Source organism: Hyphomicrobium sp. 99, assembly GCF_000384335.2.
In the GTDB taxonomy this organism is placed as follows: domain Bacteria; phylum Pseudomonadota; class Alphaproteobacteria; order Rhizobiales; family Hyphomicrobiaceae; genus Hyphomicrobium_B.
This window is the reverse complement of the sequence record NZ_KQ031382.1, coordinates 1,654,532-1,677,011: the sequence shown is the minus strand read 5'-3', so window position 1 is coordinate 1,677,011 and position 22,480 is coordinate 1,654,532. Positions and strand designations below refer to the sequence as shown.

At 60.6% G+C, this 22,480-nt stretch carries 21 protein-coding genes; 4 read left to right on the top strand and 17 right to left on the bottom strand.

Translation table 11 applies throughout. The annotated features are described in order from the left end of the window. Positions 1 to 144: 144 nt before the first annotated feature. Entirely contained in the window at positions 145 to 1,641 is a 1,497-nt protein-coding gene (locus G359_RS08110; RefSeq protein WP_045835702.1) for a CoA-acylating methylmalonate-semialdehyde dehydrogenase, read from the top strand. Positions 1,642 to 1,855: 214 nt separating this feature from the next. On the opposite strand, the gene G359_RS08105 is transcribed toward G359_RS08110, so the two are convergent. Together G359_RS08105 and ald are read right to left on the bottom strand one after the other, a co-directional pair. Beyond that, complete coding sequence (locus tag G359_RS08105; RefSeq protein WP_045835701.1) at positions 1,856 to 2,212, bottom strand: hypothetical protein; 357 nt, start codon at positions 2,210 to 2,212, stop codon at positions 1,856 to 1,858. 277 nt (positions 2,213 to 2,489) lie between these two features. Further along, entirely contained in the window at positions 2,490 to 3,614 is a 1,125-nt protein-coding gene (gene ald, locus G359_RS08100) for an alanine dehydrogenase (RefSeq protein ID WP_045835700.1), read from the bottom strand. A 137-nt stretch (positions 3,615 to 3,751) separates the two neighbouring features. On the opposite strand from ald, the gene G359_RS08095 reads away from it, so the two are divergent. Further along, complete coding sequence (locus G359_RS08095) at positions 3,752 to 4,231, top strand: Lrp/AsnC family transcriptional regulator (protein WP_045835699.1); 480 nt, start codon at positions 3,752 to 3,754, stop codon at positions 4,229 to 4,231. A gap of 10 nt (positions 4,232 to 4,241) precedes the next feature. Here G359_RS08095 and G359_RS08090 read toward each other — a convergent pair whose 3' ends face one another. The 13 genes from G359_RS08090 to G359_RS08030 form a co-directional block, all read right to left on the bottom strand. Beyond that, positions 4,242 to 5,588, bottom strand: a complete 1,347-nt coding sequence (locus tag G359_RS08090; protein ID WP_245279962.1) for a L,D-transpeptidase family protein — start codon at positions 5,586 to 5,588, stop codon at positions 4,242 to 4,244. A 260-nt stretch (positions 5,589 to 5,848) separates the two neighbouring features. Continuing rightward, on the bottom strand, positions 5,849 to 6,886 hold the full coding sequence (thiL, locus tag G359_RS08085) for a thiamine-phosphate kinase (RefSeq protein WP_052699486.1): 1,038 nt from the start codon (positions 6,884 to 6,886) through the stop codon (positions 5,849 to 5,851). Positions 6,887 to 6,919: 33 nt separating this feature from the next. Next, complete coding sequence (gene nusB, locus G359_RS08080; RefSeq protein WP_045835697.1) at positions 6,920 to 7,417, bottom strand: transcription antitermination factor NusB; 498 nt, start codon at positions 7,415 to 7,417, stop codon at positions 6,920 to 6,922. Further along, entirely contained in the window at positions 7,414 to 7,917 is a 504-nt protein-coding gene (gene ribH / locus G359_RS08075; protein ID WP_045835696.1) for a 6,7-dimethyl-8-ribityllumazine synthase, read from the bottom strand. Before ribH ends, nusB begins: the two co-directional genes overlap by 4 nt. A gap of 8 nt (positions 7,918 to 7,925) precedes the next feature. Continuing rightward, the gene (gene ribB / locus G359_RS08070) at positions 7,926 to 9,077 is read right to left on the bottom strand and encodes a 3,4-dihydroxy-2-butanone-4-phosphate synthase (protein ID WP_045837804.1); all 1,152 of its coding nucleotides are present in this window, start codon (positions 9,075 to 9,077) and stop codon (positions 7,926 to 7,928) included. Next, entirely contained in the window at positions 9,077 to 9,670 is a 594-nt protein-coding gene (locus G359_RS08065) for a riboflavin synthase (RefSeq protein ID WP_045835695.1), read from the bottom strand. The genes ribB and G359_RS08065 overlap by 1 nt, the downstream gene beginning before the upstream one ends. Before the next feature lie 24 nt (positions 9,671 to 9,694). Beyond that, the gene (gene ribD, locus G359_RS08060; RefSeq protein ID WP_045835694.1) at positions 9,695 to 10,819 is read right to left on the bottom strand and encodes a bifunctional diaminohydroxyphosphoribosylaminopyrimidine deaminase/5-amino-6-(5-phosphoribosylamino)uracil reductase RibD; all 1,125 of its coding nucleotides are present in this window, start codon (positions 10,817 to 10,819) and stop codon (positions 9,695 to 9,697) included. 6 nt (positions 10,820 to 10,825) lie between these two features. Then, positions 10,826 to 11,353, bottom strand: coding sequence for a transcriptional regulator NrdR (gene nrdR / locus G359_RS08055; RefSeq protein WP_045835693.1), 528 nt, complete (start codon positions 11,351 to 11,353; stop codon positions 10,826 to 10,828). 341 nt (positions 11,354 to 11,694) lie between these two features. Next, entirely contained in the window at positions 11,695 to 12,999 is a 1,305-nt protein-coding gene (gene glyA, locus G359_RS08050) for a serine hydroxymethyltransferase (protein ID WP_045835692.1), read from the bottom strand. A gap of 180 nt (positions 13,000 to 13,179) precedes the next feature. Further along, a complete protein-coding gene (gene hemA / locus G359_RS08045; RefSeq protein WP_045835691.1) occupies positions 13,180 to 14,412 on the bottom strand; it encodes a 5-aminolevulinate synthase in 1,233 nt (410 codons plus the stop codon). Positions 14,413 to 14,635: 223 nt separating this feature from the next. Then, the gene (locus G359_RS08040; RefSeq protein ID WP_245279961.1) at positions 14,636 to 15,976 is read right to left on the bottom strand and encodes a L,D-transpeptidase family protein; all 1,341 of its coding nucleotides are present in this window, start codon (positions 15,974 to 15,976) and stop codon (positions 14,636 to 14,638) included. 200 nt (positions 15,977 to 16,176) lie between these two features. Continuing rightward, positions 16,177 to 16,686, bottom strand: a complete 510-nt coding sequence (ldtR, locus tag G359_RS08035; protein WP_045835690.1) for a transcriptional regulator LdtR — start codon at positions 16,684 to 16,686, stop codon at positions 16,177 to 16,179. A 215-nt stretch (positions 16,687 to 16,901) separates the two neighbouring features. After that, positions 16,902 to 18,017 carry an enoyl-CoA hydratase/isomerase family protein gene (locus G359_RS08030; protein WP_052699258.1) on the bottom strand — a complete coding sequence of 372 codons (1,116 nt, stop codon included), beginning with the start codon at positions 18,015 to 18,017 and terminating at the stop codon, positions 16,902 to 16,904. A gap of 269 nt (positions 18,018 to 18,286) precedes the next feature. Here G359_RS08030 and G359_RS08025 point away from each other — a divergent pair, with 269 nt between their 5' ends. Continuing rightward, positions 18,287 to 19,492, top strand: coding sequence for an extensin family protein (locus G359_RS08025; RefSeq protein WP_245279960.1), 1,206 nt, complete (start codon positions 18,287 to 18,289; stop codon positions 19,490 to 19,492). A gap of 168 nt (positions 19,493 to 19,660) precedes the next feature. Next, positions 19,661 to 20,716 carry a porphobilinogen synthase gene (gene hemB / locus G359_RS08020; RefSeq protein ID WP_045835689.1) on the top strand — a complete coding sequence of 352 codons (1,056 nt, stop codon included), beginning with the start codon at positions 19,661 to 19,663 and terminating at the stop codon, positions 20,714 to 20,716. Between the two features lie 158 nt (positions 20,717 to 20,874). Here hemB and G359_RS08015 read toward each other — a convergent pair whose 3' ends face one another. Both G359_RS08015 and G359_RS08010 read right to left on the bottom strand, forming a co-directional pair. Continuing rightward, on the bottom strand, positions 20,875 to 21,396 hold the full coding sequence (locus G359_RS08015; RefSeq protein ID WP_045837800.1) for a DUF2155 domain-containing protein: 522 nt from the start codon (positions 21,394 to 21,396) through the stop codon (positions 20,875 to 20,877). Between the two features lie 159 nt (positions 21,397 to 21,555). Next, on the bottom strand, positions 21,556 to 21,954 hold the full coding sequence (locus G359_RS08010) for an NADH:ubiquinone oxidoreductase subunit NDUFA12 (RefSeq protein WP_045835688.1): 399 nt from the start codon (positions 21,952 to 21,954) through the stop codon (positions 21,556 to 21,558). Between the last annotated feature and the right edge of the window lie 526 nt (positions 21,955 to 22,480).

Genomic DNA, 22,480 nt, shown 5'->3' with positions numbered 1-22,480 from the left:
TCCTCTGCGGACGGTGGAAGAACGCAGGCATTGCACTCGCCTCATCTCCCCACCCCCGACCCCTCCCCGCTGGGGAGGGGACACGAGAAACGGTGCATTCAAGCTCGCGCGATCGAGCAGGACGAAATTGGAAACGAGATACCCATGCATATGATCGAGAACGCCATTAACGGCCGGCGCGCCGCCGTCCATGCCGCGCGTACGATGCCGGTCTTCAATCCGGCGACGGGCGAGGAAGTGGCGCGACTACCGCTGTCGAGCGTCGAGGATCTGAACGCGGCGGTCGCGGCGGCGAAGGCTGCCGCTCAGTCGTGGGGTACGACGCCGCCAATGAAGCGAGTGAGGCCGCTTTTCAAATTCAAGGAACTTCTCGAAAAGAACTCGGACGAGATCGCGCGGGCGATTTCGCGTGAGCACGGCAAGACGCATGCGGACGCGCTCGGTGAACTTGCGCGCGGCATCGATGTCGTCGATTTCGCCTGCGGAATTCCGCACCTTCTGAAGGGCGAATTCAGCCGCAACGTCGGGCCGGATATCGATAGCTGGTCGGATCGTCAGGCGCTCGGCGTCGTTGCGGGCATCACGCCGTTCAACTTCCCGGCCATGGTGCCGATGTGGATGTTCCCCGTCGCCATCGCGTGCGGAAACACCTTCATCCTGAAGCCGTCTGAGCGTGATCCGTCGGCGCCGATGCTGCTCTGGGAGTTGTTCCAGGAAGCAGGCCTGCCGCCCGGCGTATTCAATATCGTGCACGGCGATAAGACGATCGTCGATGCGATCCTCGATCATCCGGATATCGCCGCCGTTTCGTTCGTCGGCTCGACGCCCGTTGCGCAGTACATCTATGGCCGCGGCTCGGCCAACGGAAAGCGCGTGCAGGCTTTGGGCGGCGCGAAGAACCACATGATCGTCATGCCTGACGCCGATATGGATCAGGCCGTCGATGCGCTCATGGGCGCGGGCTACGGCTCGGCCGGCGAGCGCTGCATGGCGATCTCGGTCGCGGTTCCCGTAGGCGAGAAGACGGCTGACAGGCTCGTCGAAGCTCTCGCGCCACGGGTTACCAATCTGAAAATCGGTCCTGCGACGGATGCTGAATCGGAGATGGGTCCCGTCGTGACGGCGGATGCGAAGCGCCGCATCACATCCCTCATCGACAAGGGCGTGGCGGAAGGCGCGAAGCTCGTCGTGGATGGCCGCGGCCTGACACTTCAGGGCTACGAGAACGGCTTCTTCCTCGGCGGCACGCTGTTCGATCGCGTCACGCGGGATATGTCGATCTACCGCGAAGAGATTTTCGGGCCGGTGCTTTCGGTCGTTCGCGCTCAGAATTATGACGAGGCCGCCGACCTCATCAACACTCACGAATACGGCAACGGCACCGCGATCTTCACGCGCGACGGCGACACGGCTCGCGCCTTTGCCGATCGCATCGAAGTCGGCATGGTCGGCATCAACGTGCCGCTGCCGGTTCCGGTCGCTTATCATTCATTCGGCGGATGGAAGCGGTCGATGTTCGGAGATCATGCGATCTACGGACCTGAAGGCGTCCACTTCTACACGCGCTTGAAGACTGTCACCGCGCGCTGGCCCGCTGGCATCCGTAAGGGCGCTGAGTTCAATTTTCCGAGTTTGAAATAGCATCCGCTAGCTTTTGATCCCGGCTCGCCGCTGTGCTTCGGCCGGGATGATAAAGTGCAGAATGCAAGCAGAATAAATTACGGCGCCGGGATCATAAGATCCGGCGCCGTAATTTTCTTCGTACGCGAATTAATGCGTCAGACTAGGCGTTGATCCTCAGCAGCCGCCGGAAGATACGGATGCGAGTATCGGGGCCCAAGTTCCGAACGCTAACTCAGCGAAGATATGGGCAGACACGCTCGACGCCGCGGCGATCGATGTACGTGCCGGTCCGATAGCTGAACTCCGGGAAATCCCGTGCGCAGCGATCCATGTCGTTGCGATCGGCGCGATGCTCGGCAACTGCCGATGCGATCAGCGCGCCGCCGATGATGCCACCGACCAGCGCTCCCGGGCCCCATCCCCAGCCGCCACCGTGCCAGCCGACGGTGGTTACAGGCCCCGCGGCTTTCGAAATGGCAGATACGCCTGCGTTGAAGGGTGCTGCCGCTGCTTGCTCAGTTGCAGCAAAAGTTGCCGTCATGGTCATGGCGACGAGCGATGATGCGATTAGTTTTTTCAGTTTGATCATTGATGCGTTCCCACCGAAAGGATGTGCCTGTCCCGAGAAACGCGGCCCACGGAATTATCCGTCGCTTTGCCGCGAAACGATCACAAGTCTTGCTGAATCATTGAGGAAAGATGCGGTGAGTTCGCGACATTTCGAAGGCACGTGTTGGATCAATCGTCGCCGATAGACCGCTTGCGAGAACAAGTTCTTCATAAAAATACCGGCCGCTCCTGGGGGGAAGGAGCGACCGGCTTATTGGCCACCGGTGAGGGTTCCGGCGGCACGGAGGTTCTTGAATTTATTCCGCAGCGAGACGAATTTTACGACTGGTCTCCAGGCTGTCAAAACCCAGAGACGCGGCGACGGCCTGATGCATGATGCGGCCGTTCTTGACGTTCAACCCAGCTGCGAGATGGGGATCTCTATCGAACGCTGCAAGGCCTCTTTCCGCAAGCTTCAAGACGAATGGCAGCGTTGCATTATTGAGGGCCTGTGCCGACGTGACAGGCACGGCGCCCGGCATGTTCGCGACGCAGTAGTGAATGACGCCATCGACTTCGAACGTCGGGTGGGCATGGGTCGTGGGCTTCGACGTTTCGAAACAGCCACCCTGATCGATCGACACATCGACGAGAACGGCGCCCTTCTTCATTTCCTTCAGCATCGCGCGATTGACGAGCTTCGGAGCGCTCGCGCCGGCGACGAGCACGGCGCCGATCACGACATCGGCAGCGAGCACCTCGTTCTCAATCATCTCCATCGTCGAGGCGAGCGTGCGGACGCGGCCTTCGAACATTTCATCGAGCAGGCGAAGACGCGGAAGCGAACGGTCGATGATGGAGACTTCGGCTCCGAGACCGGCGGCCATCCGCGCGGCATGCGTTCCGACGACGCCGCCGCCGAGCACGACGACCTTCGCGGGCTTCACGCCCGGCACGCCGCCCATCAGCACGCCACGTCCGCCCGTCGGACGGCGAAGCGCGACAGCCGCGGCTTCAATCGAAAGACGGCCCGCGACCTCGCTCATCGGCGCCAGCAGCGGCAAACCGCCTGCCGGGTCGGTGACTGTCTCGTACGCGATGGCCGAGGCACCCGACTCCATCAGGCCGATCGCCTGGGGCGCGTCCGGGGCAAGGTGCAAATAGGTGAACAGGATCTGATCGGGCTTCAGACGCTTCCACTCGACCGGCTGAGGCTCCTTAACCTTCACGATCATCTGGGCGTCGGAGAACACTTCTTCCGCCGTGGCGACAATACGGGCGCCCGCTCTTTCGTAGATGGCGTCGTTGACAAAAATGCCGGCACCGGCGCCGGATTGAACAATGACTTCGTGACCGCGCGCCGTGAGCTCCCGCACGGAGCCAGGGACAAGGCCTACGCGAAATTCATCCGGCTTAATTTCTGTTGGAACACCGATCCGCATGGCTCGCCCCGCTCACCTGCTGCCCTCTTCTACAGTGTAGGATGGCACAAAAGACACGCCGTTACCCTGCAATTCTGATTGTCATAGAACCGAAATACGACGAAAATCCTCGCGAAACGGCTAGGGGACGCAGAAAAATGGCGGAAGTAGCCATGGACGCGCTGGATAAGGCGATTCTGACCGCGCTGCTCGCGGACGGCCGTCAGAGCCAGGTCGAGCTGTCACAGGTCGTCCCCTTGTCGCCGACGGCCATTGCGCGGCGCATCCGGGCCCTTGAGCAATCGGGCGTGATCGAGGGGTACGAGGCCAAAATCAATCGCAAGGCGCTCGGCTTCACGATGATGGTGGTCGTGCAGATCAGCCTCGAGAGCCAGAATGAAGACCTGCTTGCGGCCTTCGAACAGGCTGCATCAGCGGCGCCGTCGATCGTGTCCTGTTACATGATGTCGGGCCAGGACGACTATCTGATCACGGTGCTGGCGCGAGATCTCGCGGATTTCGAGAGGATCCATAAGGAGCAGCTTTCGCGGCTCCCCGGCGTCTCCCGGCTACATTCGAGCTTCGTTCTGCGCGAGGTCACAAGCCGATCCCTGCCGGGATCGAGCTTGCTTCGCTAACGGGAGGCAATCAGGGCGCTAAAGCGGCTGCAGCGGACGCTGGCGGCGCATCGTCGGCGTCGCGTTGGTTGGATGCCTGCATAGCGGATCCATCGCGGCCGTAGATGTCGGGACGGAATTCAACCGAGCCGGTGGAAGGCTCCGCCCATGCTGTGATGTAGGTGAAGTAAACCGGGATAGGACGCGTCAGCTTCAACTCCATCGGCTGGCCGCTATCGAGTTGCTGGCGAACACGGCCGGGCTGTTCCCAGCCGGCCTCGTAATGCGCGATCCAATCCGCAAGATCGAAGACGTTCTTTACGCGAACGCATCCGGCGCTGAAGGCACGGCTGCGCTGGTCGAACAGGTTCTTCATCGGCGTGTCGTGCATGTAGACGCCGTACTGGTTGGACATGTCCAACCGCAACAAACCGAGGGCGTTCTTCTCGCCTGGATCTTGCTTGAACTTGTAATTGGCGGTCTGGGGCGACGACCAATCGATCGTGTTGCGATCGAGCTCCGGCCCGTTGACGCCGTTGTAGACGCGGATGCCTTCCTCGACGAGGTAGCCCGGCTCTTTGCGCAGACGCGGGATGAGATCCAGCGTCGCGACGCTCTCAGGGACACGCCAGTACGGGAAGAAATTGAGCGCCTTGATCGTCGCGCGCACGTCGGGTGTTTCGCGTCCGGGCCGTCCGACGATCACGCGATGGCGAAGCTGCACCTCGAACTTGTCGACGGCTTCGAGCTGGAACGCGGGAACGTTGACCAGCACATAGCGCTCTTCGACGCCGTTCATGAGGCCGCGAAGACGATCGTAATTCAGTTTGAGCTGCGCGAGACGTTGCTCGGCAGTGATGTTCAGCACCGGATAGACCGACTGCTCGATGCGACCCGTCTCGCGGAGGCCGTTGCGCTTTTGAAAGTGCTTCACGCCCTCGGTCAATTCGGAGTCGAACGACTCGGAATCGTAATAGGAGCCCTTCGCGGGCATGTCGCCGCTGATCCTGAGGCGCTTTCTCAAAATGGGTACGCGCGGATCATCGTCGCCTTCGCGCAACATGCGGCCCTGCGGAACCAGGGGCCAGCCGCCGCTATCGACGATCTTCTGATAACGCTCAATCGCAGCAGCGACGGCGTTCAGCATGACATCGCTACGCCAGGGCGTTGCGTCGGGCCGCAGATCGTCAAGGGTATCGGCCTTTACCGGCGGAGGCGGGTCGCTTGCGCCGCGACCGTAGCTCGGTCCCTGCAGCTGATCCCAAATGCTGATCTGGGCGTGGCCCGGCGTCGCGAATTGGGGAAGAAGTTGAAGGGTTGAAACAATCAGCGCCAGCGCGGCCGTTCTGAGAACCGAGGTTCTCACCCGTGTTGTCAAAACCAAATCCCTCATCCCGCTTGTCCGGCTTTCCGCTAAATAATGCGTACCAGTTATAAAACTTCCGCGCTGCACGCTTTTGAATTTCGTCGCCGCGCATTTATGCGGCAGCATACGTGCCTTTTCAGCCACTTAAGTCCACCACGCATATGGCTAAACAGTGACGATCTACCAAAGCCAACCCGTCGCAAACAGAGACCGAAATGCAGGTCTGTGTTGCAGCCTTGCCGCTCGTCAGCGCGGAGCAAATCCGCGTGTGCTCACCCGGCAAAGTGGTCGTAACCAAACCGCCGGACGTCTATCGATGTTCCGTTCGAATCCAGGATTTCGAGGGGCCGTCCCGCCTCGAGAACGCCGATCTGTGCGATGGCGATCCCTGCTTTCTCGGCTCCTTGTCTGAAGCCCGCGACGGAGCCCGGCGGCACAGCGGCGAGGATCTCGTAGTCGTCTCCTCCGGCGAGGATGAGCCGAGCGATGTCTGGGTCATGGGCCAATGCGGCGCTGACCGCCGACGACGTGGGTATGGAACTCAACCGAAGAGAAATTCCCGAGGGTCCGGCGAGCCGGGCAAGATCTTTCAGAAGGCCGTCGGAAATATCGAGTGCGGCCAAGGCATGATCTCTGAGGGCTTGAGCGAGGGCCACGCGCGGTCTCGGACGAAGATAGCGGTTGACGACGAATGCGCGTTCCTCATCGCTCAAGACCTTATCAAAGGCCGCGGGATCTTGGCAGACGGCAAGGCCGAGCGCCGAGTCTCCGACCGTTCCCGTCACGAAGACGTGGTCCCCGCTCCTGGCGCCCTGACGGCGGACGAATTTTCCGGTGGGCACGGAGCCCATCATCGTGATGCCGATCGAGAGCGGCCCAGGGGTGCGATCCGTATCGCCGCCCACAAGATGGCAGCCGAAACTTTCCTGCGCTTTGTGCAGCCCTTCAGAAAATCTCGCCATCCAGTCCCGGGTTGGCGCCTCAGGCAGAGCGAGCGTTAAGATATAAGCGAGCGGCGCCGCGCCCTTCGCGGCAATGTCCGAAGCGTTGACGGCGAGCGCCTTCCAGGCGACGTCCTCGACAGCGTCACTCGGGAAAAAATGCACGCCCGCGATGATGGGATCGCTGCTGACGACGATATCGGTTCCGGGTTCCGGAGATATCAGGGCCGCATCATCGCGAAGTCCAAAGGCGCCCGGCGCTCCGGCCGCGAGCGGCGCCAAGTAGGTCTGGATGAGATCGGTTTCGTTTTCGATCCGATCGGTGGACCCCGGCGAGGTCTCTGGCGCGTTGGCGTGCGATGGAGGCATCTTTTCCAAGCCCTGCGCTCGCGCGCTACACCCTCAGGATGGCGTTATCCGCCTTACGAATTCGTGGCCGCGAAGCCGTCGCGCGATCTTGTCGAGCACGCCGTTCACGACGCGCGGCTCATCGTCGGAGAAGAAGACGTGTGCGACGTTGACGTATTCGTTGATGGCGACGCGCGCCGGAACGTCATCGCGGTCGAGAAGTTCGGCGACGCCGCCGCGCAGAATTGCACGCAGGATGGAATCGACGCGCACGAGGCTCCAGCCGATCGCGAGCTGCTCGTCCACCATCGGATCAATCTCACGCTGACGACGCACGGTCGCGCGTAAAATATCGGCGAAGAAAACCCGGTCGGCGGTCGCCAGAACCTCGTCGCGACTGTCGCCTTCGAAGTGCCGTTCGATGAATTCGGCGATGACGTCGTTCACGTCCGTGCCCGCCATATCCATCTGATAGAGCGCCTGTACGGCTGCGATCCGCGCCGCCGTACGCGGGGTTATTTCCGCCAGCTTAGATTTGCCTTTGGCGGTCATGCCGGCGTTCCCCAAAAAGCGCGCTTCGTCTCGATCAATCGCAAGCACGCGCGGGCGGCATCGCCACCCTTACCGGCAATACCGCCTTCAGCGCGCGCCAATGCCTGCTCGCGCGTTTCGACGGTGAGAATAGCATTGCCGACCGGAACGTTCTGGCGCACGGCCACATCCATCAGCCAATGGTTGGCATTGTTGCATACGATATCATAGTGCCCTGTCTCTCCGCGAATAACGCAACCGAGAGCGAGGGCTCCATCGAACGCGGTCCGTCCAGCCGAACGCGCTTCAGCCGCGGCCGACAGCACCTGCGGAATTTCAAGCGCGCCAGGAACGGAAATCCGTTCGTAGGTCGCGCCGCGTTTCGTGCACTCGGCAATCGCGCCTTCGATGAGAAGATCGGCGATGTCGTCATAGAAGCGCGCTTCGATGAGAAGAATATGCGCACGAATGGGAGCCGCGCTCTTTTCGTCCCGCGGCGCTCCTGGGATTTTCTGAACCATGTGTCGAGCTACTCGATTTTTCTCGTTCCGGTCACACGCAGCCCGAATGCTTCGAGGCCAACGTAGACGTGCTGGGGCGATGTCGTGAGAAGCACCATGTCCTTGACGCCGAGATCCGCGAGGATCTGCGAGCCCACGCCAATTTCGACTTGGCGCCGTTCCTTGCTCACGTCTGCGAGCGCGCCGGGGGTGTTTCTCCGCGTCACCCAATCAGACACGGATTTCGGACGCAAGTCACGAATGAGGACGATGACGCCGCGGCCCTCGGCTTCGATGGCGCGCATCGACTGTTCGACGACCGAACCGGACTCGGCGTGGCCGTTGATGTCGAGCACGTCGTGCAGCACGTTCACGGCATGAACGCGCACAAGGATGGGTCCGCCCTTTGCGATATTGCCTTTGACGAGCGCGAGATGTTCGCCAACCTCGACCGTCGTCTCGTAGACGTACAGATCGAAGTTGCCCGCGCTCGTCGTCTCGACGGACGTCTGCGCGACGCGCTTCACGATGCGATCGTTCTTCAGGCGATAGGCGATCAGATCCTCGATCGCGCCGATCTTGAGATCATGGACCTTGGCGAAGCGGGCAAGATCCGCCATGCGCGCCATCGTGCCGTCTTCGTTCATCACTTCGCAGATGACGGCAGCGGGCGAAAGGCCGGCGAGCCTTGCGAGATCGATCGATGCTTCGGTATGACCTGCGCGGACGAGGACGCCGCCATCGCGCGCGATGAGCGGGAAAACGTGGCCGGGCGAAACGATGTCGGACGCGCCCTTCGTGGGATCGATGGCTGTCGAGATCGTGCGCGCTCTATCGAATGCCGAGATGCCGGTCGATATGCCTTCGCGGGCTTCGATCGACTGCGTGAAGGCCGTGCGATTGCGCGAGCCGTTCGAGCGGACCATGAAATCGAGATTGAGATCCTTGGCGCGCGAAGGCGTCAGCGCGAGGCAGATCAACCCGCGGCCATACTTGGCCATGAAGTTGATAGCATCGGGCGTCGCCATTTGCGCCGGGATGATGAGGTCGCCTTCGTTTTCGCGATCCTCGGCATCGACGAGAATGACCATACGGCCGTTCTGCATCTCCTCGACGATCTCTTCGATCGGCGAGAGCGCACTGCCGCTATGAGCGGATTGTACATTCGTCGAGCCCGTCATCATGGGCGAAACTCCATCAGGCGCGCCACGTAGCGCGCGAATACATCGACTTCGAGGTTGACCAGATCGCCCGGGGTTTTCGCGCCCCAGGTCGTAGCCGTCAAGCTGTGCGGAATGAGATTGACGCCAAAACGGGCTTCCGCAACCTCGTTGACCGTCAGGGAAGTCCCGTCCAACGCTATAGACCCTTTGGGAGCTATATAGCGTGAAAGATGCTCTGGCGCCTCCAAAAGAAAGCGTTTGCTTTCCCCGTCGTTGGTGATTGCGATGATTTTAGCGATACCGTCGACGTGACCCGAGACGATGTGGCCGCCGAGTTCATCGCCGGCCCGCAACGACCGTTCCAAATTGACGCGCCGGCCGGGCTGCCATTTGGCGAGCGTCGTCTTGGCCAACGTCTCGTTCGAGACGTCGACGGTAAATTCAGCGCCATCGGCAAGCGGCGTTATGGTGGTGGCGGTCAAGCATACGCCATCACAGCAGATTGAAAGCCCGATTTCTTCGGGCTTAAGCTTGTGAGCCGTTTTCAAAGTAAAACCGCCCGGCGATTTGGCGATCACCTCACCGACATCGGTAATCAATCCGGTAAACATCTGATCAGCGTCCTTCCATGTCCGCTAGGCCTTCTCCGCAAGGCGGTGAAGCCGCCACATCGTATCGGTACCGATTATCCGCCGTTCGGCGACCGTCATGCCGAGCGGGCCGAGCCAACGCGCGATTGCTGTCTGCGCGTCAAGGTCGGTGGGGCTGCCCGCCATGTAAAGAATGATCTCGTCGGCGAGCGACGCTTTCGCGAAGGCATGCCAGATCGCGGGCCCGCCTTCGACAAGCAAACGCGTGATCCCGCGCGCGACGAGCGCTTCCATGATTGACGGCAGCCAGAGCGACTTGCCAACGACACCTGCTTCGATGATGTCGGTGCCGCCGGCCGCGATTGCGCTCTTCTTCGCCGCATCGGCGCCCGGAGCTGTCATCAACCAAACCGGAACTTTCCCAGCGCTTCGAAAGAGCTTGGCTTCAACGGGGAGATCGAGCGTGCGCGAAAGTACGATGCGCACCGGTGAACGATCAAAAAGGCCCGGCAGCCTGCATGTCAGTTCAGGATCGTCGTCCCTGACCGTACCGGCGCCGACGAGGATCGCATCGAATTCGCTTCGCAGCACCATGGCGTGAGCGCGCGATCTTTCACCCGTGACCCAGATGGGTTGAGAGCCCGATCCGCGAGCTATATCGCCTTTTTCATCGAGTGCGAGCTTCAGCGTGACGAACGGACGGCGCTCGGTGACGCGAACGACGTGGCCGCGTGTGATCCATCGCGCTTTGGCCGCCCCGACTCCGCGAACGACTTCGATGCCGGCTTCTCTCAACCGGTCGAGACCACGGCCGGCGACGCGCGGGTCCGGATCTTCGATGGCGATGACGGCGCGCTTCAGTCCTGCTGCGACGATCGCGTCGGCGCATGGGCCGGTTTGTCCATAGTGCGAGCACGGCTCGAGCGTGACGTAAATGGTGGCTCCACGCGCCTTGTCGCCAGCCGCTGCTATCGCAGTTGTCTCTGCGTGTGGGCGGCCACCGTTTGCCGTCCTCGCACGTGCGATCAGTTCACCCGTCGCTTCATTCGCGATGACGGCGCCGACGGAAGGGTTCGGCCAGGTTGCGCCAAGCCCACGTTCGGCCATGCGCAGCGCGACTGCCATCATCTCGTCGTCGAACGCACTACCCGGGGAACTCGAACTCGACATACCTGCTCAGTGCTTCTTTTGAATCGCGATCTCGTCGAGAGCGGGCGTGCCGAACCGTTCGGTGAGATCGAGCGGATCGTGGACATTGCTCGCGAGTTCACGGAGAACCGCGTGAAAATCCGCAGCGTCGCGAAAATCGCGATACACGGACGCGAACCGCACATACGCGACGGGATCGAGTTCGCGCAAGGCCGCCATGACGAGCTCGCCGATTTCGGCAGACGTGATCTCCGTTTCGCCGGAGCTTTCGAGCTGGCGCACGAGGCCCGAGACGAGGCGGTCGATCCGCTCCGGCTCGATCGGGCGTTTGCGCATCGCGACCGAGATCGATTTGGAGAGTTTGTCCCTGTCGAACAGAACCTTGCGGCCCGAACGCTTAAGGACGGTCAATTCGCGAAGCTGAACGCGTTCGAACGTCGTGAAACGTCCGCCGCAATCGGCGCAGATGCGACGGCGCCGGATCGCGGCATTTTCATCCGACGGCCGGCTGTCTTTGACCTGGCTATCCTCGCTTCCGCAAAAGGGACAGCGCATCGTTCAGACTCCTCGCAATCGCCCGCTCCGCAACGGCGCGGCACCGCCTTGTTTCCAATCAAACAGACTTCTGCTTCACCACAAGCCAGATTCCGGCGGCGGCACACATCGCCCAGATGACCTCCGGAGAGGTTTTCAACAATGTGAAAAGGGCCTTCCGTGGGTTGATCTTAGATCGGCCCCTGAGATTAGCGGAAATTACAGCACGTGCGGCGGCACTTCTCATGAAGCAGTGTCACATTCGGAGGAGCATTATTCCCGATCCGCCCAACCATCTGGGCAAAAGAAAAGAGCGCCGGACGTATCCGGCGCTCTCGATTGATCAATCCCTGGCATCAAGCTCAGGCATAAATCGGGAAGCGTGCGCACAGCGCCGTGGCCTTCGCTTTGACGGCTTCTTCGACCTGCGCGTTGCCCTCTTCGCCGTTCTTCGCCAGACCGTCGAGAACTTCGGTGATCAGGCGGGCGATTTCCTGGAACTCGGCGACTCCGAAGCCGCGCGTCGTGCCAGCCGGCGAACCCAAGCGGATGCCCGACGTTACCATCGGCTTCTCGGGGTCGAACGGGATGCCGTTCTTGTTGCAGGTGATGTGTGCGCGGCCCAGCGCCTTCTCAGCCTTGTTGCCGGTGATCTTCTTCGGACGGAGGTCGACGAGCACGACGTGCGTGTCAGTGCCGCCGGAGACGAGCGCGAAGCCGTTCTGAACCAGCGTTTCGCCCATTGCCTTGGCGTTATCCATCACGCTCTTGATGTAGACCTTGAAGTCGGGACGCAGCGCTTCGCCGAAAGCAACGGCCTTCGCAGCGATGACGTGCATCAGCGGGCCGCCCTGGATGCCAGGGAAGATCGCCGAGTTGACCTTCTTCGCGATGTCTTCGTCGTTCGTCAGGATCATGCCGCCGCGCGGACCGCGGAGCGTTTTATGCGTCGTGGTCGTGACGACGTGGGCGTGCGGGAACGGGCTCGGGATGAGACCGGCTGCAACGAGACCGGCGAAGTGTGCCATGTCGACGAGGAACGTCGCGCCGACTTCATCGGCAATCGCGCGGAACGCAGCGAAGTCAATCTTGCGCGGATAGGCCGAGCCGCCGGCGATGATGATGCGCGGCTTGTGCTCGTGGGCAAGCTTCTTCACCTCGTCCAAGTCGATGAGGTGCGTATCGGGCTTCACCATGTAGTGCACGGCGTTGAACCACTTGCCCGACTGGTTGACGGACGCGCCGTGGGTCAAGTGACCGCCGGCTGCGAGCGACAGGCCGAGGATGGTGTCGCCGGGCTTTGCGAGCGCGTTGAAGACGCCCTGGTTGGCCTGGCTGCCCGAGTTCGGCTGAACGTTGGCGAAGCCGCAGTTGAAAAGCTTCTTGGCGCGGTCGATCGCGAGTTCTTCTGCGATGTCGACGAACTGGCAGCCGCCGTAATAGCGCTTGCCCGGATAGCCTTCAGCGTACTTGTTCGTGAGGACAGAGCCTGCTGCGTCGAGCACGGCCTGTGAAACGATGTTCTCCGAAGCGATCAGCTCGATTTCGTTCTGCTGACGCCCGAATTCTTTCTGGATCGCGCTGAAGACCTCAGGATCGGTCTCGGACAGATGCGCCTTGAAAAAGCGGGAGGTCTGCGAAGTTGCTGCGGCCGGTGCAGTCGACATGGGCTTTCCTCTATTTTGGGAAGTGTTTTGTAACGCTGGCGGGTACCCTGGAGCAAGCCCGGCCGGACGCGGTTTCAATCATAGTACGGGCTCGCACGCCAGCGCTCAACTCCATCGGCACCCGCGTAATAAAGGCGCGGGTGACGGGTTTTGCAGCGCAACTCAGGCGGTTCGGCCGGCTTACTCCGCCGCTTCGGCGAGGCTCTCCATCAGCGCCAAGGGGCACTGAGACCAGAGATCGGACAACGCGCCGACGAGATGTTCCATGTCGGCGTCCGTGTGCTGCGGCGACGGGGTCAGCCGAAGCCGCTCGGTGCCGCGCGGAACCGTCGGGTAGTTGATCGGTTGCACATAGATACCGTAGCGATCGAGCAGCACGTCCGTCAGCGCCTTGCAGCGGACCGGATCGGCTACCAGCACGGGCACGATGTGGCTCGGACCTGAAACGACGGGGAAATCGGCAGCGACAAGACGCCGTTTCAGCGAGCGGGCGCGCTCCTGGTGCATTTCACGTTCGACGTTGCTCGTCTTCAAATGCCTGATCGACGCGACTGCACCGGCCGCGATGGCGGGCGCCAGCGAGGTCGTGAAGATGAAGCCCGGGGCATAGGACCGGATGGCGTCGCAAAGCGTCTTCGACGCCGCGATGTAGCCACCCATGACTCCGAAGCCCTTGGCGAGCGTGCCGTTGATGATGTCGATGCGATGCATGACGCCTTCGCGCTCGGCGACACCGCCGCCGCGCGGGCCATAGAGGCCAACCGCGTGCACCTCATCGAGATACGTCAGGGCGTTGTATTTCTCCGCCAGATCGCAGACGGCCGAGATCGGCGCGATGTGGCCGTCCATCGAATACACGCTTTCGAAGGCGATGATCTTCGGCGTGTCGCGCGGCACTTTCTTAAGTCGCGCTTCGAGATCGGCGAGGTCGTTGTGGGCGAAGATCTGCTTGGGTCCGCGGCCGTTGCGGATGCCGGCGATCATCGACGCGTGATTCTTCTCGTCGGAAAAGATCACGCAGCCGGGAAAGAGCGTGGCGAGCGTCGAAAGTGCCGCTTCGTTGGCGACGAAGGCGGACGTGAAGAGAAGCGCCATCTCCTTGCCGTGGAGATCAGCAAGCTCGCGCTCCAGCTCGACGTGGTAGTGGGTGGTGCCGGCGATATTGCGCGTGCCGCCCGAACCGGCGCCGACGAGATCGAGTGCCTCGTGCATGGCTGAGAGCACTTTCGGGTGCTGCCCCATGCCGAGATAATCGTTCGAGCACCAAACGGTTATCTGCTTTGCAGCTTCGCCTTTGACAACATCGGCTTTCGGGAACGCACCTCGACGGCGCTTCACATCGGCGAAAACCCGATAACGCCCCTCACGCTTTACGGTATCGAGGGCCTCTGAGAGCATCTGCTCGTAATTCATCAGTCGATTCCGCTCCCATAAGCACGGCGTTCATTATTTTGGTCCGTTTATGTACCCGGGGACGTTAAAGGACCAGTGCCGTTTCGTCGCGCAGAGGATGAAAATTTGGTCAGGTCGGAGAGGTCTTTCAACCGGCCTAACGTCCTATTTTTGGCAGTTGGAGACCTCTGCCGCAAGCTGCTTTGAGGTCAGTGCATACCAGCTCTACGCTGCCAGTGAGAAGTTAATAGGATGATGCGACCTCGCCGATACCATCCTTCTGGTAAATGTCACGCCGGAATTGAACCACGCCGTCCTCCGTCGCCCAGGCGCTGATGTAGACGAACAGCAATTGAACGGGCTTTTTAAGGCGAACGTCGAGCCGCTGGCCCTTCTCCTTGATTTGGGCGATGCGGTCAGCGTTCCAGCCCTGCTGATCGGCAAGCAGCCACGCCGCCAAATTCTCGATGTTATGGACGCGGATGCAGCCCGAGCTTTCGGAGCGGAAGTTGCGGCCGAAGATGCGATCCGACGGCGTGTCGTGCATGTAGACCGAGTGGGCGCTATCGAAGTTGATCTTCAGGAACCCGAGCGGATTCTCTTTCCCCGGCTGCTGGCTGTACGTGTAGGTGCCGGGTGTCACCTTCTCCCAGTTGATACTTTGCGGATCGACCTTCTTGCCGCCGGCATAGGCGTCGATGCCGAACTTCACGAGAACGTTCTGCCCCTTCTTCTGCATCTCGCGTCCGCGTGGGATCAGATCTTCTGAGACAACCGTCGGTGGCAGCCGCCACATGGGGTTGAAGTTGAGATCCGTGATCGGCGTGCGGAGAAGCGGAGTCGGACGTTCAGGCTTGCCGACGACGCCTGCGTAACGGGCGACGATCGCACCGTTCTCAACGGCTTCGATTTGAGCCGCCGGAATGTTGACGACGACGTATCGCTTCGAGGTTGTGGGGATGGCTTCCTGCAGTCGCGTCAGGTTGATCTTCAATTGCTTCAGGCGGGCGTCCGCGGGCACGTTCAGGGCGACGATCGTTCGCTTGTCGGCGATGCCCGTCGGCGTCAGCCCGTTCGATGCTTGGAACCGCTGAAGCGCCTTTTCGACGTCGTTATCGAAATAGTTTGAGGTTGTATTGGCGCTACGCAGATCTCCCGAGGCCGCCAGTCGGGCGCGCAGCAATGCGACGGTGGGATCTGTTGTCCCTAACTGCATGAGACTGTCACGAGGCGTCTTGGGTGGTGGCTCGGGGATTTGGGGCCAGCCGCCCTTCCCCACGATCATCGTGTACTGGCGGACCGCCATCTTGGTCGCTTCGATATTGGCCTTGGCGAGCGTCGCATACCCCTTCGGCGGGTTGGCTTCCCATTCGCGGACGAAATCCGGATCCGCGCGGTTGGTCGAATATGAGGGATTGTCGTTGCCGGTCGGGCCGAAATTGAGCCAGCCGAAGCTTTGAGCGAATGCGTCGCCGCGGAGGCCACCAGCGGCTGATAGCGCAACGAAACCAATGCTCAGGATGTTGAACAGGCTCCGGCGCGCTCGGCCGGTCCCTACCTCAGAATTCTGCTTCCCCCGGTGCACGTCCGTCCCCCGACGCTTGCGACTGTGATGTTGGTTGCCCCTAGACTATCTGAGTTTCGAGCATTTGACATGTGGTAGCTGGCGGCTTTGGGCGTCTTGGACACGCGCAAACGAAAAAGGACTTCTCTGCGTGCGCAAAGAAGTCCCCGGCGCCGATCCGGCGACCGCGCTTTCGAGCAGATTATTGGCGTCGACCAATATTAGAGGCGGTAGCGGATCTGATCCGACCAGAAGCGCTCGAGGCGAACCAATGCCTTGTTCAGGCTCTTGACGTCCTCATTGGAAACTTCGCCGACAGTCTGCACCGATCCAAGCTGACGGAGATAAAGCTTGCTGACGATGTCCCGCGCTTCGCGGCCCTTGTCGGTCAAGCTCACACGCACCGACCGGCGATCCGTATCGGAACGCTTGTAGTGGATGTAGCCCATGTCGACGAGCTTCTTGAGATTGTAGGACACGTTCGACCCGAGGTAGTAGCCCCGCGTCTTCAACTCGCCGGCTGTCAGCTCGCTCTCGCCAATGTTGTAGAGGAGCAATGCTTGCACGCTATTGAGCTCTGCTCCGCCGCGACGGTCAAACTCGTCCTTGATGACGTCGAGAAGAAGACGATGGAGACGCTCGATCAGTCGCAGAGCCTGCAGATACTCACCGCGGAACCCTTCTTCCTGGGCCGGCGCGCGGTGACGCGCCATATCATACGCTAAACTCATAACCTGCCTCACAATGTTTGACGCCACCCGGTTTGCCCGGGTTTTGACAAATTGATAACTCGGAGGCCTGAATTTCGGCTAAATAGATATAGTAAAAGAATAGTAGGAGGGTGTCTTTGGAATGAATTTTTAACCAATATTCAGGCGAAACTTCGGGATTAGTAACTTTCTTCCTAACGCAACGTCGAGAATTTTAAATAATATCGCCAGAAAAACTAAACTCGCGCCGCTTGCATTTCTGATCTTGTCGGCAATTCCAGATCACCATCTGGCAATGGCGAAAAATAATCATCGACTACACTTGCCATACTATCATCGTAGCGTTCGGGTTTCCACGCCGGTTTTCCATCTTTGTCAATAAGTAGCGCACGAACGCCCTCGTGGAAGTCATGATTCTCAAGACATCTCACTGCTAACCGATAATCTTCGATGAGGGTTTGACGTATATCAAACGAAAGTGCCGATTGAATATGGCGGATCGTAATCGCCAGCGATAATGGCGAGCACTTGCCTAAATCGGCCAACGTTTTTCGCGCCCACTCCGATCCCTTGGCTTCCGCATTTGTGAGCGATCGCAGGATGCGTTCGAGCGTCGGTTCGGAAAAATGCTCGAGAATATGGCCCTTGTCTTTCTGCAATTCGCCGGGCTGTTGAATTTCATGCAAGCCATCGAGCATCGGATCGACCGGCTCGGCTTCTTTCAACTTGTCGAGTATGCCCGAAAAATGCGTTGACGAAATGCAGTGGGTGACGAGGCCGAGCCATAGCGCGTCGGCGCGGCCTATCATGCGGCCGGTCAATCCCAGATAGACACCGATGGGCCACGGCATCTTCGCGAGAACGCGCGCGATGCCGACGTCGGGGAAAAGTCCGATCTTCGTTTCGGGCATCGCCCATTTGAAACTTTCGCCGGCGATCCGATGCGTGTTGTACGCTGCCAATCCAGCGCCAGATCCCATGCACAGCCCGTTGATGAACGAGACTGTCGGCTTCGAAAAGCATTCGAGGAGCCAGTTCAGCGAATACTCGGTGCGGAGGTATGTCTTCGCGGTTTCGATGTCGTTCTTGGCGGCGGCCGACAGCGCGCGGACATCACCACCCGCGCAGAATGCCCGCGGATGGTTCGAGAGAAGCGCCACGATATAGACGTCGGGATTGCGAGCAACGCGCGGCAGAGCGGTCGCCAGCGTCCGGCACATTTCGTCATCGAGCGCGTTGAGAACGTTCGGCCGGTCGAGCGTGAACGTCTGCAGCGCCCGCGATTGAGCCGTAACGATCTTCAACGGCTGTTCCGACGCCGCAGTTCTCAGGTCGATGTTATGTTCGTTCACTGCATGCTCGCAATTATCGCCAGGACGATTTTGGCGGCGATTCGAATGACTGATGCGAAGCTATGGCGTGTTTCATATGAGCCCGCCACATTTTGCGGCTATAGAACGCATCTTACCCTCCGCAAATATGCCCCGCGCCACGATCCTATCCAAGGCGGACCACCCGCAGCACCTTGGCCTGCAACACGAATTCTGCAATATTTAACGTATTAACCAATGGGCTTGCCGTTGCGGTTTTTAGAGCGCTCGCCAAGGAAGTACAGGCTGAAATGACGACATGCGCTCGCGCAGACGACAGCGCCAACCGCTTCCGCTTTCCGCACGTCATGACAACGGCCATCTTGGTTCTGTCATTACTCGCAGGCGGCATGTCTCTGGATGCTCATGCGAAGCAGAAGTCGGCTGTTCCAGCAGCGTCAGCGCAGCCCGTCGACAAGGCCGATGCTCCTGTCGCCACTCCTCCTCAAAGCGCTGCGGACCCAGCGAAGGCCGCTCAGCCCGCACAGAAGAGCGACGTCGTTTCGCCGACAAATACCGACTCAAAGGCAGCCGCGGTTGCTGATCCGAAGCCACCCGCGTGGTCAGACATCGAGATCGCGGAAGCCAAGGCGCATTGCGCCCTCGTATTGAAGCGCATCCACGCCGTTGTCATACCGCACGAACCGATCAAGGAAGGCGCATGCGGTGCGCCTGCTCCCATCGAACTCATCAGCATCGGCGAGAAACCGCAGGTCGCGTTGTCGCCGCCGGCCATCGTGACGTGCGATCTCGCGGAAGCGCTCACTGGCTGGTTCGAAAAAGACGTGCAGCCGCTCGCGCGCAAACATCTCAAATCAGAGATCGTCACGATCGAGACGATGAGTTCCTATTCGTGCCGCAACGCGTACGGCCGCAAGAAAGCGAAGCTTAGCGAACATGGCTTGGCGAATGCGCTCGATATCGGCGGCTTCATAACCGCATCGACGAAGACGGCCGAGGTGCTGCAGGACTGGGGAAAACCGCAGCGGGAAATCCTGGCTGAAGCCGAGGCGCAGCAGCGTGCTGCAGACGAAGCCGCCGCCAAGACAGCGGGAACAGGCATCGCCGCCAATACGGTGCAAGCCACATTGCCCGCGGCTGTGCCATCGACCGCGGGAGCGGCTGGCGTCGAACTCGCGCGCTCGACGATCATCGAAGGGGCTCACGCAGCTGGTGGCGCCGCTCTCGTGGCGACGTCAGACACGACCATTCCAAACCGATTGGGCGGACCCGTGGTGAAGACCGGCAAAAAGGGCGCGCTTGCACAAAAAACGGCGCAAGTTGCGCTGGCTTCGAGCCCTGCTCCCGACGCCCAAGTGCAGGCCTTCCTGCGCGAGGCGCATAAATCTGCCTGCCGGGTTTTCGGAACGACGCTCGGGCCGGAAGCCAACGACGATCACCGCAACCACTTCCACGTCGACATGGCGGAGCGGAAGTTTACCAAAATCTGCGATTAGCCGCGCAAGCCCGGATCGGATACGATCAGCCCTCGATGACTCGGCGGCATTTCTGCCCTGCATCGGGCGGCTTGCGCCGGGACGCGGCTCGTGTCCAATGTCGGCCAAAATTCATGCCGCGAACTTAGGCGGTGTGGAATCGCCGCCTTCTGCCCAGGAACCTTGATCATGTCCTCTCGCACGCGCCCCCTCGCCCGCAGCGCCGATAACGGCAGCGCCGGCAATCCCGAATTTCTTTCGGGCGGATTTCCCGCAATTCGCATGCGCCGCAACCGCAAGACACCCTGGTCGCGCCGGCTCGTCGCCGAGCATGAGCTGTCGGTCAGCGATTTGATCTGGCCGATGTTCGTCATCGATGGCACAGCCCAGCGCACACCCGTCGCGTCCATGCCGGGCGTCGAGCGCTTGAGCGTCGACCTCATCGTCGACGCCGCGAAGCACGCCGTCGATCTCGGCATTCCTGCGATCGCGCTCTTTCCGTTCACCGATCCGAAGAAGCGTAGCGAGGATGCGCTCGAGGCGTTCAATCCGGACAATCTCGTTTGCCGGGCAACGCGCGCGATCAAAGCAGCGAACCTCGATCTGGGCGTCATCCTCGACGTCGCGCTCGATCCCTATACCAGCCACGGACATGACGGCTTGCTGATCGGCGAGGAGATCGCGAACGACGAAACGAACGTGGCGCTCGTCAAGCAGGCGCTGGTGCAGGCGGAAGCGGGCGCGGACGTTCTCGCGCCGTCCGACATGATGGACGGGCGCATCGGCATCATTCGCAGCGCGCTTGAGTCTGCGGGTCACAAGAACACACAGATCATGTCCTACGCGGCCAAGTACGCGAGCGCGTTCTACGGCCCATTCCGCGAAGCCGTTGGCTCGTCAGGTCTATTGAAGGGCGACAAGCGCACCTATCAGATGAATCCGGCGAACAGCGAGGAAGCGCTGCGCGAAGTCGCCATCGATCTCGAAGAAGGCGCGGACATGGTGATGGTGAAACCCGGCATGCCGTATCTCGACATCGTGCGCCGCGTATCAGACACCTTCGGCGTGCCGACCTTCGCCTATCAGGTGTCCGGCGAGTACGCGATGCTCGCGGCGGCATTTGACAAGGGCTGGCTCGATCCGGACAAGACGATGCTCGAGAGCCTGCTTGCGTTCAAGCGCGCAGGGGCTTCGGGCGTTCTCACCTATTTCGCACCGAAGGCTGCGCGGCTGCTCGCCGACTAGCAGCATTCGTCATTCTCGAGCGGACGAGCGACGCGAGGCCGATCGGGACTCCAACGTTAGACTCGCTGGAGGCGCGATATTGCGTCTTCGACCCTCTTGACGCTGGATCCCCGGACTTCGACGCGGTTTTGCCGCGCTCGTCCGAGGATGACGGCAAACTAGCGGCGAACGCGGCGGCGGAAATCCTGGTCGGATGCAGCGTCGCCGTTGTCCTGATAGCCACTTTCCGGCGCTGCTTGACCCGGGGCGTCCGGCGGCGCCTCGGTGACGGCTCCCGGAGTGGCGCCCGGCGCCTGCTCGGCGATGGTTCTAATCGGCTTGTTGCATTCCGTCAGCCAGACGTCATACGTCGGATGTTCCAGGCCGTAGATGCCGGGGCTCTCGGCGAACATCCATCCGGTGAAAATTCGTTTTTCCGAACCGTCGAGCTGCGTTTCGTCGATCTCGACGAATGTCGTCGTTTTGGGCTCTTCCGTTGGCGGCCGCGAATAGCAGGCGTGCGGCGTGACCTTCAAAGCACCAAAAGTCGCCGTTTGTCCGATCGTCACCTCGAATTTCGAGATGTGCGCCGTAACCTTATCGAGCGCGGAAAAAACCGCGACCTGATTTTCGATACGATCGGCACGAGCGGGCGTCACCACGGCGGCCATGACGGCGGCGAGCACAAGCGGCAGCGACATAGCGGCGGTTCCGCGCCGGAGTGGCCCTACGCTCGGCGCGAGATTCAAAAGCAACGGCTTTCTCAATTCAAAATCCAGTCAGGGGCATCCAGTGGAGCGCGCTTGCCCAGCAAGGCCTTCGCTTGAGCCTCAAAGCGGGCGATTTTTCGATTGGCGCGATTAGTGCGGCTTCCAGGCCTTATAATCGCTCGTCGACTTGGCGCGCTCGCCTTTGCCCAGGATCGAGCCTTTCGGGCGATATGCCTGCGGCGTGCCGGTCAGGTTCATCTGATGCGGCTTCTGCCAGTGGCGGGGATGATAACGCTCCTCAGTCGGCGGTGTATCGACCGTGTAATGGAGCCAGCCGTGCCAATCCGGCGGCACCTGGCTAGCCTCCGAGAGCTTCGGATAAATGACCCATCTGGCCGGCACGCCAAGCGGGCCGACGCCGCTCTTCTGCACGAAATAGCGATTTCCGAACTCGTCTTGGCCGACGAGCTTGCCCTTACGCCACGTGAATAATCTCGTGCCCCAGGTGTTGCCGCCCCACCAGCTGAAGATCTCGCTGAGTAAGCTCATGTCCTTAGGGTCCTTTTTCCCGCCGCCGCTTGTCGTGTCGACTTAGCTGCTCCGCGGTGCAGATGTCCAGACTGTAGGGAGGCGATGCAGTGGCGCAACAGACAAGGTGCGGAATCGCACTAAGCTTCTTGGTCGTGGGCTGAGCAAAATGGTGTCTATTCACGTTCGTCCACATGCTGAACCTGATTTTATCAAGGTGAAACATAGGGGTTTGGGCCGGAAACACGGCAACCCGCTGGAAGTTGTTAACACCACTAGATGTAGTGCTTTGTTGCCGCTGCCACCCCAATATATATCCTAGAAAGCGTGACGAGCGGCTCGAATCGTCCTAGCTTTGTGACTGTACGGCGAACGTGCGACGGTCCGATGAGGGAAGCGTGGATCGGGCTATCGCCAAGTTGAGGGCAACAGTTTCCAAGCGTAGTTTCCAGTCGCGTCCAGAGTAGCGCACGAGCACCTCGTCGCCATCAAACACCTTTGTGGTCGGCAAACGCCGGCAGATCGCGGTCACCGACCGTCGTCGCTG